This window comes from Maribacter sp. UH1, assembly GCF_056839145.1.
On record NZ_CM166387.1, the window covers coordinates 1614109 to 1627536 of the forward strand.

Below are 13428 nucleotides of genomic sequence, written 5' to 3' on the forward strand. Positions count from 1 at the left end.
AATATTGAAAGATGACGAAAGCGGAAATTGTATCGAAGATCTCAGATAAGCTGGGAATTGAAAAAGGAGATGTACAGGCAACTGTTGAATCTTTTATGGAAGAGGTAAAAACATCATTAGAAAGTGGTGATAATGTTTACCTAAGAGGTTTTGGTAGTTTTATCATTAAAACTAGAGCCGAAAAAACCGGTAGAAATATTTCCAAAAACACAACTATTAAAATACCCGCTCACAACATTCCAGCATTTAAACCTGCCAAGGTTTTTGTAGAAGGAGTTAAGAGCAACGTACACGTAAAATAATTAACTTAAAAAAAGAACTTTATGCCAAGCGGTAAAAAAAGAAAGAGACATAAGGTAGCTACACACAAGCGCAAGAAGCGTAGAAGAGCTAACCGACACAAGAAAAAGTAGTTTTATAACTACTTTTTCTTTTTAAAATACGTTCATTGACATAGAGATCCAAAATTTGGATTTCGGCAGATACATTTGTATTTGTCTATGGTATTGTTTAATCAGTTCGTTGCCTATTTTTTAGGTGAACGACAAAAAAATATTCAGGTGAATAGAGAATTAATCGTAAGATCTAGTTCCCAATCTGTTGACTTTGCCTTGCTAAAGGACGGAAAACTCACTGAACTACATAAAGAGGAAAACAGTAACGACTTTTCTGTTGGCGATATATTTCTTGCCAAAATCAGAAAACCGGTTACCGGTCTAAATGCGGCGTTTGTAAACGTTGGTTATGAAAAAGATGCATTCTTGCATTATCATGACCTTGGCCCGCAGTTATCTTCTATGCTTAAGTTCATTAAACAAGTGAGCACAGGAAAACTAAAGGATTACACTTTAGAAAATTTCCCGTTCGAGACCGATATTGACAAAAACGGTGTTATTACCGATGTTATAAAAGCGAACCAATCTTTATTGGTTCAAATTGTAAAAGAACCTATATCTACTAAAGGACCAAGAATTAGTTCTGAGCTATCAATAGCTGGGCGTTACTTGGTAATGGTTCCTTTCTCTGATCGTGTATCCGTATCTCAAAAGATAGGTAGCAAAGAAGAGAAAGACAGGTTAAAAAGACTCGTTAGAAGCATTAAACCAAAAGGTTTTGGTGTTATCATTAGAACAGTCGCAGAGGGACAAAAAGTCGCAGAACTGGACAAAGATCTAGAAAACTTGCTGAACAAATGGACAGCAATGTGTAAAAAATTACATCGTGCTCAAACACCATCAAAAGTATTTGTAGAACTCAATAGAGCATCTTCTATATTAAGAGATGTATTCAATGATAGTTTTACAGGAATACATGTGGATGACACCACCTTATTTAATGAAATTAAGGATTATGTGGCAGAGATCGCTCCAGAAAAAGAGAGCATCGTAAAGCACTATAACACCAACGTACCTATTTTTGAAAAGTTTGGTATTGAAAGACAGATTAAAACGTCTTTTGGCCGTACTGCAGCTATGAGCAAAGGAGCCTATTTAATTATAGAGCATACTGAAGCACTTCATGTTATAGACGTTAATAGTGGTAATAGATCAAACAAAGCTAAAAATCAAGAAGATACTGCCCTAGAGGTAAATCTTTTATCCGCTTCTGAAATTGCAAGACAACTACGTCTTCGTGATATGGGCGGAATTATAGTGGTAGATTTTATCGATATGGTAAAACCACAACATAGAAAAAGGCTTTTTGAACATCTTAGAGATGAGATGAAAGATGATCGTGCCAAACATAAAATACTACCTCCTAGTAAATTTGGTTTAATTCAGATTACCCGACAAAGGGTACGACCTGAAATGAATATTAAAACAACTGAAGAGGACCCTAACAATGCAGGGAAACAGGTGGAAGCACCTATTGTTTTAATAGATAAAATTACAGCGGACCTTGAAAAACTTCTTAAAGGCCCTAAAAAGGATAGCAGTATAACTTTAAATATACACCCTTTTATAGCAGCCTATATTACAAAAGGTTTTCCATCAATGAGAACAAAATGGTTCTTAGAGTACAAAAAATGGATTAAAATTCAACCGCGCGATGCGTATACGTATCTAGAATACCGTTTTAAAAACAAAGACGGCAAAACAATATATTAATGAAAAAAGCGATTTCCTTACGGAGTCGCTTTTTTTGTTGCCGAAAATGAAAGAAGCATCTCAACTAATCTTAATCATTTCCATTAAAGATGAAAAAATATCTATCTATATTTCTCCTGACTTTTTTAAGTTTTAACACCTTTGCACAAATTACATTTGAACCAGGTTACATTATTGATAATTCTGGTAAAAAAATAAATTGTCTTATAAAGAACAATGGTTGGAAAAACAACCCCACAAAATTTGAATATAAAATTGACTCTAATGCTGAAGTTCAAGAAGGTGGAATCTACAACATAGCCGAATTCTCTATTGAAAACGGAAAAAAGTATATAAGAAAAGACATAAAAATAGATAGGTCTAAGTCGATTCTTAAAAGGTTTAGCAAGATAAAAGAAGCTGAATTCACCCAAGAAACCTTATTTCTTGAACAGCTAGCCGAAGGTGATGCAAATTTATTTTATTATGAAGACAGTAATCTAATAAGATTCTTTTACAACTTAAACAACGCTTCTACAACACAATTAATTTATAAAAAGTACCTCACTGAAAACAATCGTATTGGAGAGAATACTGAATATAAAAAACAATTGTGGGATGACTTAAAATGCGGAAATTTATCTCTTAACGATGTAAAATCTACTGATTATAGAAAATCTGAATTACTTTCGTTTTTTACTTTATACAATCAATGCAAGAATCCTAACTATGTAAACTCTACCACCTCACAAAACAACAATAAAAACGTATTTAATTTAGGCATACGTGCTGGTTTAAATTCCGCCTCTATGGATTTTAAGTTGCCTCAATCAAGTACTAATTTTGAACTTGAAAACAACTCAAGTATAAGGTTTGGTGTCGAACTAGAAGCTGTATTACCATTTAATAAAAATAAATGGTCTTTGTTTATTCAACCTATGTATCAAAGTTTTGACGGTAAAGAACAATTAGAGTTTCAAAAAGTTTCGGTAGACTATAAATCAATTGAAACATCTATTGGAGTTAGGCATTACTTTTTTCTTAATTCAGACTCCAGAATATTTATAAATACAGCATTTCAAATAGATACAGCTTTAGATTCAAAAATAGATTTCGAATCTAGTAGTGATTTTGAAGTTCAACCAAGAACTTCATTTAATTTTGGACTAGGTTTTGCTCGCAAAAATGCTAGCATTAAATTAAACTACAACCCCAGAAGAGCATTACTTAGTAACTATGCAGCTATTTCGTCTGATTACAAAGTGCTTTCTATAGTACTTGGCTATAACTTTTTATAAGAGGTAATAGTTTAAAGTAGATTTGTATTTTACTAATATAAAAAACCAAGCGACTCTAAACAGAGTCGCTTTTTTTGTTTTGGGTTTTTATGTACTTTAACCACAAAAATCCTAACTAACCATAGTAAATGTCTTGCAAAAATTGTTCTTCTGCTCTAGTTCATCAATCTTTTTACTGTAACCAATGTGGTGCTAAAATAGTCTCTGAAAGAATAACTATTAAACGTATTATAGAAGACGCCTTTCAAAATTATATTGGGTGGGACAACAAGTATTTTGTTACCATTAAATACTTGATTTTAAGACCTGGAGTACTTCTTAGAGAATATTATAACGGTACACGTAAAAAATTCTTGAACCCTTTTGCTTTCTTAACTATATGTATGGCAATCAACTTGTTTGTATTTAATTCTTTTGATAAAGAATACATATCAGTAATGAACGATTTTAATGAATCACAAATTAATTGGTATGCAGAAACACTGGGTGGACCATTTGCAGATCCAGAATTTAAGGCAGAGCAGTTGACCAAATCAACCGAAAGCTCAAAATTTATGCTTAAGTACTTTAACATAATGGCAATCCTTTTACTTCCCATATACACATTGATAGCATTTTTAGTATACAGAAAACCCTACAATTATGCAGAACATATTGTAGCCAATTGTTACATTCAGGGTTTAAGTTTTTTAACTACCTCTCTAATATTTTTTATAGCTATTTGGGTTCATCCTAGCCTGTTTCTTTTAATATATCCTCTATTGATTTTTTATTATACTTATGTTTATGGAAGACTATATAAACTTACCATTGGTCAATCAATATTAAAGGTGATTTTATTTTTACTAATAACGGTTGGAGTAGTAATAGCAGTTGGTGCCTTAATATTTTTACTCAGTTTTGCTTTTGGTTATATCTTTGCGGCATGACCGTCTTAATTTTAAATTTTATTAAATATCATCATTGAACGAAAAAACTAAAGGCTATACTGTTCAGGAAGCTACTAAAAAAATAGAAAGCTACTGTGCTTACCAAGATCGCTGCCATAAAGAAGTAGTTTCAAAATTAAAAGACATGGGCATGATCCCATTAGCAGTCGATACCATTATTGCTCAGCTTATTGAAGACCGATTCTTAAATGAAGAACGCTTTGCAAAAAGTTTTGCCAGAGGAAAATTCAACATTAAAAAATGGGGGAAAAATAGAATTGTCAGAGAACTGAAATTCAGAAATATTTCTAAATACAATATTACTACTGCCTTAAAAGAAATTGAACCTGAAGCATACCTAACTACTTTAGATGATTTAGCTCATAAAAGATTGCAGCAAATTACCGAAACCAATATTCAAAAGCGTAGAAAAAAACTAGCTGATTATTTATTATACAGAGGCTGGGAAAGCCACCTGGTTTATGAGAAATTAAGGGAGTTGATTCCTTAAGCTTTTATTGTATTATTCGTTCTAGAAATAGCCTTTTTATTTTTCCAATCTATCCAATCTTGCCCTTTTAGCTTTCGCATAAGCACATCATAATAACGCATTATAAGAATATTATACGATGCTTTCGCTAAGTTTTTGGGATTACGCGCCAATGCACGCAAACTCATTGAGAAGCCCGGAGTATTGTATTTCATATAATGCCAATAACCTTCTGGCATATATAAAACTTCTCCATGAGAGAGGGTTGTTTTAAATCCGTTTGAATTTTTTAATGCCGGCCACTTGTCAAAATCCGGATTTGAGAAATCTATACTCTCATGGGTAATTAACGAATGTGGTACCTTATATAGATTTTCCGTTTCTGACTGCGGAAACAGCACTACCTCTTTTTCACCATCGAAATGAAAATGAAATATATTCGCCAAATCAATATCGTAATGCATGAAAGTGTAGGAGTCACGTCCCCCAAAAAACATCATTGGCACCCCTTTTAAAAGCCTTAATCCGAAATCAGGAAACTTATAATCCTTTTGCAGTGCTGGTACTTCCTTTAAAATATTCCAAAGAAATATTCTATACTTGGTAGGCTCTTTTTTCAATAAATCCACATATGTCGACATTTTCATTTTGGCATGCGGTTCATTGAAACCATCTTTATGCTGCACAGGTCTATCATCATATAAAGGCACCGTGATATCACCAGCTATTTCCTTAATATAATCTAGATTCCACTTTTTAAAAGCAGGCCAATCTTCAATAGCCTGTTCTAACACAACAGGCTTTTGAGGTTTAAAGTAATCTTTAATAAAGTTCTCCTTGGTAATATGTTTTACCCTTGGAATATCTGCTAACTTCAATTACACATGGTTTTATAGGGAAAACAAAGGTAATTAACGTTAAGAAAATAATTTCTTAAAAATGTAATAATGTAGTATTATTCAACAATTTTTGCTTTTTGCTTCGCAGTTTCATTACGCTCAATAGAATGACCGGGTCTAGACCATTTTGGTTTTTCACCTAAAGATTCAATTTGAGAATCTTCTGCTTCTACAGTTTTAGGTTGTGATACCTTTGTAAATGGCTTTTGCGGATTTAGACCTAACATTTTAAACATCGCCATATCCTCATTTACATCAGGATTTGGAGTGGTCAATAATTTATCGCCTGCAAAAATAGAATTGGCACCGGCAAAGAAACACATTGCCTGTCCTTCCCTACTCATTTCCGTACGACCTGCAGATAAACGTACCTGCGTCTCTGGCATTACTATTCTTGTAGTAGCGACCATACGGATCATATCCCATATAGAAACTGGCTCTATATCTTCCATAGGTGTACCTTCTACGGCAACCAATGCGTTAATTGGCACTGATTCCGGTTGAGGATTCAATGATGTCAAAGCAACTAACATACCTGCTCTATCTTCCAATGCTTCACCCATACCAATAATACCACCGCTACAAACGGTTACATTACTTTTACGAACATTTTCAATAGTATCTAAACGATCCTCAAAGGCACGTGTAGAAATAACATCTTTATAATAATCTTCTGAAGTATCTAAATTGTGGTTGTAAGCGTATAAACCTGCCTCTGCCAAACGTTTTGCCTGATTCTCTGTAATCATACCTAACGTACAGCAAACCTCCATATCAAGCTTGTTAATGGTACGCACCATTTCTAATACTTGATCAAACTCAGGTCCGTCTTTTACGTTTCTCCACGCAGCACCCATACATACACGAGAACTACCAGATGCTTTTGCTCTTAGCGCCTGAGCTTTTACCTGAGAAACAGCCATAAGATCGTTACCTTCAATATCCGTGTGGTAACGTGCTGCTTGCGGACAATAGCCACAATCTTCTGGACAACCGCCTGTTTTAATAGAAAGCAATGTAGAAACTTGTACCGTATTGGGATCATGATTTTTCCTGTGTACGGTAGCAGCTTCATAGAGCAGCTCCATTAAAGGCTTGTTGTATATTTCTAGGATTTCTTCTTTTGACCAATTATGTCTTGCTTCGCTCATATAATCTTAGGTTGTTACCAGGGTTCAAAAATAACGGAATTTATATTGAAAAAATAATTGGATGTTTTTAAAATAATGACTTACCGCGTTGTCTAAAGTTGATTATTCATTTTTACCTATCAAAATACTTACCGCGTTTCCACCAAAACCTACAGCATTTACCAGTATTTTTTTAAGATTTCTATTCTTTGAGTCCGATGCTACAAAAGGTACTGAAATCATCTTGTTATGCTGCAACATTAGAATCGCTAATTCTAGATTTAGCATTCCTGATGTAGCGAACGTATGACCTATTTTCCATTTATTAGTGGTCAATTGAGGCATATGCTCACCAAACACTTCCTTAATGGCATTATATTCTGATGAGTCTCCTTTTATGGTTCCTGGTGCATGCATAACTATGGCATCTACCTCAGCAAGATTCATATTACCCAAAGCCATTTTCATGGATTTTTGAAAGCAAACGGCATTGGCAGAAATAGAAGTATTATGTTTTAATATTTCCGTAGCAAAACCTACGCCTTCAATCACTGCTAATGCATTTTCTACCACACCAGTTTCTAAACAAGCTACAGATGCCGCTTCGCCCAAAATCATGGTATTATATTGTTTTTCCATGTTTAATGCATGGCAAGGATAGTTTCGGCTACGCTCAACTACTGAATCTGTATTCGACTCAGGTGCTTTTGCATAAATCTTTAATGCCTTCATTTGGGCAATAGTAAAATTGGTCAATGGAGCTTCACTGGCTCCTACCAAAAATTTAGTTGACATACCACTTGATAGCCACGCCACTCCATTCAATACCGAATGTAAGCCTGTGGAACAGGTAATGGAATGGGATATTTCTGGTCCGGTTGCACCTAAATCATGAGATACCCATGATGATATATTACCAAGCGTAGTAGTAGGTGAACTTAATGTAGATGAAATACCGGTATCCAAAAATTCAGCATGATATTCTTCAAACAACTTTGTAGCCCCTCTAGAAGAGCCCATGTTAATACCGAATTCAGCTGTATTTTCCCAACCAGATTGCTTCACAGCCATTCTTGAAGCCACCATTGCAAATAACACACTGTCATCTAATTTTCTGTATTTACTATCAGACTCCCTTAGTTCTTCTACTAGTAATCTTGCAGATGTAGATAAGGGTGCCGCCCAAGTTTCAGAACCATTTATTTCTGATAAAGAAAAGTAATGATCATCGTTCTGATATGATTGCCAAGCTTCTTCTAACGTACTACCTAAAGGTGACATTGAAGCTATTGCTGTTATGGATATTTTTTCTTTCAAATTCTAATCTAAAATGTATCTAAAGCTTCAGTGATCGAGTCGTAAATTTTCTGAAGTTGTATATCTGTAATTACGTAGGGCGGCAATGTATAAATAGTATTACCCAAAGGTCTTAACAACACCCCTCTTTCCAAAAAGAAATTATAAAATTCGTCTCGCAAACTACCATAACGTTCCATTTTTATTTCAAGGTCTATGGCAAGAATAGCACCCATTACCCTAACCTCTTTTACTCTTTTATGATTCTGAATTTTGTCCGCGTATATGTTATGCGCATTTTCAATATATGTTCTTCTTTTTATAATTTCCACTGAATTTAAAAGTTCAATTCCTGCCAAAGCAGCTGCACAACCTAAAGGATGCGCGCTAAACGTATGCGCATGAAAAAAACCTTTATGCACATCATCACTAAGAAAACGGTCATAAATTTTCTGTGAACAACTTGTAATACTCAAAGGAAACATACCTGCTGTCAATGCCTTACTTAAACAAATAACATCCGGCTTGTTCGATAAATGATCTGATGCAAAATTCTTTCCTGTTTTACCAAAACCGGTCATTATTTCATCGGCAATACATAAAACCTCATGTTTTTGACATAGACTTATTAAAGCGTCTAATCCTTCTGCGGAATGAAATTTCATACCGGCAGCTCCTTGTACTAAAGGTTCAAAAACAAATGCAGCACATTCATTTTCATTTAAAATTTTAGAAAGCGTACGTTTTACTTCTTCAATATTATCTTCTTGCGGAACAGGTATTCGCACCACTTTTAACAGGAAATCTTCAAAGGGACCATTGTAAGATGACAGACCGGATGCACTCATAGCTCCGAATGTATCGCCATGAAAACCATCTTCAAAAGCAATCAACGTATCTCTTTTCTCCCCATTATTATGAAAATATTGAAGGGACATTTTTATCGCAGCTTCAATAGCGGTAGAACCATTATCGTTGAAGAATAGCTTTGCTTGATTATCCGGCAAAATGGCCATTAATTTTTCTGATAATTCTATTGCCGGTTCGTGCGTAAGACCACTGAACATTACAAAATCCAACTTCTGCATTTGCTGGCTCATTGCTGAGATTATATGATCATTTGCATGACCATACATTACGGTATACCAAGATGCAATTCCGTCAATATATTCTTTTCCTTCTTCATCAAACAATAAAGCGCCCTTTGCCCTAGTTATTGGTAACTGTGGTTTACCCAACTTATGCTGGGTCAATGGATGCCATAAATATTTTTTATCTCGACTAGATAGATTTTCCACTTTCATAGAATTTATAATTCTTCATTTTATCTATCTTGCAAAGATCGGGAAATAAACCGCAATAAATAGATGCCTCTAGAAAGAAACAAAAATGCCTTTTTAAATTTTTCCCAAATGAAAAATACTACTGTATTTCTCATACTTTCTTTAATCACTTTTTTAATACGTTTTCCCTTCTTCTTTAGAGATTACATAGATCGCGATGAAAGCACTTTTATACTATTAGGGCAATCTTGGGCAAATGGTTTTCTACCCTACACACAATTATGGGATTTAAAGCCACCACTGACCTTTGCATTCTTTGCCGCTATTATTTCTGTTTTTGGCAAAAGTTTTGTCGCCATTAGGTTTGCCGGTGTGTTCTTGGTTGCCATTACCGCTTTTTACACCTATAAAATTGCTTTAACCATAATCCCAAAAAAGGGTTCTATTATTGTTGGTGTATTTTGCATTGTTCTCTTAAGCCTTTTTGGCAGCCTACAAGGTGTAATGTCAGAACATATTTGTATTGCATTTTTTGTACCAGCAATTTATCTTTTGCAAACTAAAAAGTCTCTCGGTTATTTTTTCTTTGCCGGATTATTAATGGGCGCAACGGTTATGGTAAAGTTAAACATGGCTTTCCCTATTCTATTCATTGGTATATTCTTGACATATGAGGCTATTTTTAAGAAAAAAAACATATCTCCTCTTCATGTGTTACTTTTTGCAACAGGAGTAATCACCGTAATTGTAGGGACTATTGTACCATACTATATAACCGATCAAACTTATATCTGGTGGGAGTCTGTGGTATTGGCACCTTTAGAATATACAGGAGCAAGAAGATATTCTATTTTTAAACTGGCACCTATTTTCGTCATTACAGGACTTTTTCTTGTCTATGCCTTTAAAAGCAAAAAACTTGATTTTAAAAATAGAACCATACAACTGCTATTAGTTGCCCTTATCGGAATATTATTCTCTTTTGCAAAAGGAGGAAGAATCAACGGTCATTACCTTATACAATTGCATCCCATGTTACTTATTCTGGTTGCGATAGTTAGCTACAACTTAGTAATACAGTACAAACCTAAACTACCGGTTTATGCCGCTTTTATCGCATTATTGATACCCGCTGAAAGTTACCTGGAATATGCGAACGTTTTACAAAATAAATTTGAAAAAGGCACATTCTTCAATGGGGAAGGCTTTGCTGCACCACAGTATATTTTAGAACATAATTTAGATACCGAAAATATTATGTTTTTTGAGTACCATATTGGATATTGGAATTTAGACACTTTACCACCCACAACAGCTTCTACACACCCAAGTAACATTTGTAGAAATGAACTATTTACTTTTTACGGTAACCCCAGAAAAAACTCTGTTGAAGAAATTAAATATATCATGCATGAATTACGACCGCAAACAGTAGTTATTCGTAAGGGAAAGCGAATTTTCGACAAAAAAGAAATTGAAGAAAATGAATATATAGATGCATATTTAGATAAACATTATAAGGTAATTGCCACTGTGGACAACGCCGAAATTTTACAACGCTTATAATGTTCTTAAAACACCTTGAAATTTATCAGCGTATTTTTTGATTACCTCCTTGGTAAATTCCTTTTCTTCATCTATTCTACCTATTAAAGATACTCCTGTTTTATGCAGAATAATATTCTCTGTATGTGGGTTAGCTTCACCACTAAACAAAACCGAAACTTCATAACCTTTTTGTAACAACCAATTTATGGTCAATAGAGAATGATTGATACTACCCAAATAATTTCTAGATACCACCACAACCTTATAGTCGGGCATAATAATATCGAACATGGTATCTTCCTCATTTAACGGCACCAGAATTCCACCCGAACCTTCAATAACCAAATCATTAGCTGTTTCTGGCTCATTAATATGAAATCTATCAATTCTAATATCTTCTATCTCAGCCGCTGCATGCGGACTCATTGGTAATTTTAAATTATAACTACTTGGGTGAAATTTAGAGGTGTCATTAGAAATAAGTGCTTTTACTTTATCAGTGTCCGTATTATCTAAATCACCAGCTTGTACAGGCTTCCAATAATCTGCATTTAATGCTTCGGTAAAAATTGCAGATGCTATAGTTTTACCAACCTCAGTTGAAATTCCTGTTACAAATATCTTTTGCATTCTATTTTAGTTTGAATTAGTGATCATTCCACAATTTAGGCACTTATATTTTCTTTTCTCAAAAAAAGGAAAAAGTTTATAAAATAAACCTGTCCTGTTATAATAAGGTTCAGATTTTTGAGCCTTACAATTGGGACAAATAATTGGCTTTCCATTATTATCAACAGCATAAGCCCTTATTTCATCATATATCTTAATTGCTCTTTCTTTGTCTTTTGAATAGACTTGTAGCTTTACACCACCAATGGCATTACTTATAAGTGGATCAGAATTTAAAGTATTTTCATCCCTCAGAAATACCGGTATACCCTCTGACTCTAACTTGCCTTTTACAATCTGTACATCAGCAACATATTCAAAAGTTGCCAGTTGATAAAATTTATCTTCCATATAAGCTTAAATAAAACTAGATAATAATTTTACCAACAATCCTATTTCTTCTTTAGAATTAAAACTATGCAAACATATTCTTAATCGCTCTTGACCTTCTGGTACCGTTGGTGAAAGAATTGCTTTAATATTAAAGCCTTTATCAATTAATTTTTTAGACACCAACTTTGCTTTTTTAGATCCTGAAATTATACAGCCTTGTATTGCAGTATCGCTAGGTATGAATAACTGTTCTATTTTATGAGCCTTTAATTGCTTCTTAAAAAAATGTATATGCTCTCTTAATAATTTATTTGGTTCTTTTCCCAAATCACCCATTTGTTCATGAGCAGTAATTATAGTAGCTAAGGTATGCGGCGTTAATGCGGTGGTATAAATAAATGGTTTAGCAAAATTTACTAAATAATCCTTTAAATCATTAGAACCCAGAACTGCTGCTCCATGACAACCATAAGCTTTACCAAAAGTTACCGTTCTTGCAAAAACATCTTTCTCAAGTTTTAATTCAGGTATTAATCCTTCTCCGTTTTTTCCTAATACACCAACAGCATGTGCTTCATCAACTATTAAATTATAAGTATTAGACTTTGCATATTTTGCAAAAGCTTTTAAATCTGGCGTATCTCCATCCATGGAGAAAACACTTTCAGTAACAATGTAAACAGTACTATCTTTTTGTTCGTTCCTGGCAGTATTTAAATCTATTTTCTCTTTTAAGCTTAATAAATCATTATGCAAAAAACTATATGCTTTTGCATTGCTCATTCGTATACCTTCTCGTATACTGGCGTGAACATATTCATCGTAAAACACTAAATCCCCTCTTTGGGGCACAGCACTAAACAGTCCCATATTAGCATCATATCCAGAATTAAATACCAATGCAGCATCAGATTTATAAAAATTAGCCAACAACGGTTCTAATCTGTTGTACAATTTATGATTACCCGAAAGCAACCTAGAACCTCCAGAGCCATTTGAAGCTACACTTTCTGTAAGCAATAATTGAAATGTTTTAGAAAACAAAGTTTCATTTGTAGCAAAACCTAAATAATCATTAGAAAGAAAATCTATTAGACCTTCTATAGAATTTAACGTACGAAAAGTTTCTTCTTTCTTACGTGTTGCTAAAACATGTTGTAACTTTTTAGGTAGTGGACTCATATCACAAAAATAGCCTTTCTATGAAATGATATGTAACCATATTAAGGATTTAATGAAAATTTTCTAATGATTTTTAATTATCAGTGAAGGTAATTCAGCCAAACCTTAAAATGGTTGCTAAAATCGTTTTATAATTCTGACTAATAATTAGTTACAAACTAAAAATATCAATTAAATTTTTAAAAAAAGATACTTTTTGTGATTAAAAAATAAACTTATATCTTATTTTTGCGTCTTTTTTTTGCAGAAATTTCCTACTTTGTTATTAAAGTATTAGATTAAGT

Annotated in this window: 13 protein-coding genes; 6 read left to right on the top strand and 7 right to left on the bottom strand. The window is 33.7% G+C overall.

Annotated features, from left to right (window positions below; genetic code table 11):
- Nucleotides 1-11 precede the first annotated feature (11 nt).
- From UH1x_RS07050 to UH1x_RS07070, 5 genes are all read left to right on the top strand, one after another.
- Nucleotides 12-302, top strand: coding sequence for an HU family DNA-binding protein (locus UH1x_RS07050; protein ID WP_027065813.1), 291 nt, complete (start codon nt 12-14; stop codon nt 300-302).
- Nucleotides 303-560: 258 nt separating this feature from the next.
- On the top strand, nt 561-2108 hold the full coding sequence (locus UH1x_RS07055) for an Rne/Rng family ribonuclease (protein WP_396633082.1): 1548 nt from the start codon (nt 561-563) through the stop codon (nt 2106-2108).
- An 89-nt stretch (nt 2109-2197) separates the two neighbouring features.
- Nucleotides 2198-3385: a tRNA modification GTPase gene (locus UH1x_RS07060; RefSeq protein WP_482625932.1), complete on the top strand. Its 1188-nt coding sequence runs from the start codon at nt 2198-2200 to the stop codon at nt 3383-3385.
- 128 nt (nt 3386-3513) lie between these two features.
- Nucleotides 3514-4314: a DUF3667 domain-containing protein gene (locus UH1x_RS07065; RefSeq protein ID WP_482625933.1), complete on the top strand. Its 801-nt coding sequence runs from the start codon at nt 3514-3516 to the stop codon at nt 4312-4314.
- A 34-nt stretch (nt 4315-4348) separates the two neighbouring features.
- Nucleotides 4349-4825, top strand: coding sequence for a regulatory protein RecX (locus UH1x_RS07070; RefSeq protein WP_036157172.1), 477 nt, complete (start codon nt 4349-4351; stop codon nt 4823-4825).
- On the opposite strand, the gene UH1x_RS07075 is transcribed toward UH1x_RS07070, so the two are convergent.
- The 4 genes from UH1x_RS07075 to bioA form a co-directional block, all read right to left on the bottom strand.
- Nucleotides 4822-5682, bottom strand: a complete 861-nt coding sequence (locus UH1x_RS07075) for a cupin-like domain-containing protein (protein ID WP_482625934.1) — start codon at nt 5680-5682, stop codon at nt 4822-4824. The genes UH1x_RS07070 and UH1x_RS07075 overlap by 4 nt on opposite strands.
- Nucleotides 5683-5759: 77 nt before the next feature.
- Nucleotides 5760-6854, bottom strand: a complete 1095-nt coding sequence (bioB, locus tag UH1x_RS07080) for a biotin synthase BioB (protein ID WP_482625935.1) — start codon at nt 6852-6854, stop codon at nt 5760-5762.
- Nucleotides 6855-6956: 102 nt separating this feature from the next.
- A complete protein-coding gene (locus UH1x_RS07085) occupies nt 6957-8150 on the bottom strand; it encodes a beta-ketoacyl synthase N-terminal-like domain-containing protein (RefSeq protein ID WP_482625936.1) in 1194 nt (397 codons plus the stop codon).
- Nucleotides 8151-8158: 8 nt separating this feature from the next.
- Nucleotides 8159-9433: an adenosylmethionine--8-amino-7-oxononanoate transaminase gene (gene bioA / locus UH1x_RS07090; protein ID WP_482625937.1), complete on the bottom strand. Its 1275-nt coding sequence runs from the start codon at nt 9431-9433 to the stop codon at nt 8159-8161.
- Nucleotides 9434-9541: 108 nt separating this feature from the next.
- On the opposite strand from bioA, the gene UH1x_RS07095 reads away from it, so the two are divergent.
- Complete coding sequence (locus UH1x_RS07095) at nt 9542-10978, top strand: ArnT family glycosyltransferase (RefSeq protein WP_482625938.1); 1437 nt, start codon at nt 9542-9544, stop codon at nt 10976-10978.
- On the opposite strand, the gene bioD is transcribed toward UH1x_RS07095, so the two are convergent.
- From bioD to UH1x_RS07110, 3 genes are read right to left on the bottom strand one after another with little or no spacing between them, the layout of a single operon-like run.
- Nucleotides 10973-11590 (bottom strand): dethiobiotin synthase, encoded by a 618-nt coding sequence (gene bioD, locus UH1x_RS07100; RefSeq protein WP_482625939.1) that lies wholly within the window; start codon nt 11588-11590, stop codon nt 10973-10975. The genes UH1x_RS07095 and bioD overlap by 6 nt on opposite strands.
- Before the next feature lie 6 nt (nt 11591-11596).
- Complete coding sequence (locus UH1x_RS07105) at nt 11597-11980, bottom strand: putative signal transducing protein (protein WP_405412281.1); 384 nt, start codon at nt 11978-11980, stop codon at nt 11597-11599.
- A gap of 6 nt (nt 11981-11986) precedes the next feature.
- Nucleotides 11987-13144 carry an aminotransferase class I/II-fold pyridoxal phosphate-dependent enzyme gene (locus UH1x_RS07110; protein WP_482625940.1) on the bottom strand — a complete coding sequence of 386 codons (1158 nt, stop codon included), beginning with the start codon at nt 13142-13144 and terminating at the stop codon, nt 11987-11989.
- Nucleotides 13145-13428 lie beyond the last annotated feature (284 nt).

What these genes read in the sequence shown, in the direction of transcription:
- bioA (WP_482625937.1), bottom strand. Translation starts at nt 9,433, where the DNA reads ATGAAAGTGGAAAATCTATCTAGTCGAGATAAAAAATATTTATGGCAT.
- UH1x_RS07065 (WP_482625933.1), top strand. Translation starts at nt 3,514, where the DNA reads ATGTCTTGCAAAAATTGTTCTTCTGCTCTAGTTCATCAATCTTTTTAC.
- UH1x_RS07110 (WP_482625940.1), bottom strand. Translation starts at nt 13,144, where the DNA reads ATGAGTCCACTACCTAAAAAGTTACAACATGTTTTAGCAACACGTAAG.
- UH1x_RS07050 (WP_027065813.1), top strand. Translation starts at nt 12, where the DNA reads ATGACGAAAGCGGAAATTGTATCGAAGATCTCAGATAAGCTGGGAATT.
- bioD (WP_482625939.1), bottom strand. Translation starts at nt 11,590, where the DNA reads ATGCAAAAGATATTTGTAACAGGAATTTCAACTGAGGTTGGTAAAACT.
- UH1x_RS07105 (WP_405412281.1), bottom strand. Translation starts at nt 11,980, where the DNA reads ATGGAAGATAAATTTTATCAACTGGCAACTTTTGAATATGTTGCTGAT.
- UH1x_RS07060 (WP_482625932.1), top strand. Translation starts at nt 2,198, where the DNA reads ATGAAAAAATATCTATCTATATTTCTCCTGACTTTTTTAAGTTTTAAC.
- bioB (WP_482625935.1), bottom strand. Translation starts at nt 6,854, where the DNA reads ATGAGCGAAGCAAGACATAATTGGTCAAAAGAAGAAATCCTAGAAATA.
- UH1x_RS07095 (WP_482625938.1), top strand. Translation starts at nt 9,542, where the DNA reads ATGAAAAATACTACTGTATTTCTCATACTTTCTTTAATCACTTTTTTA.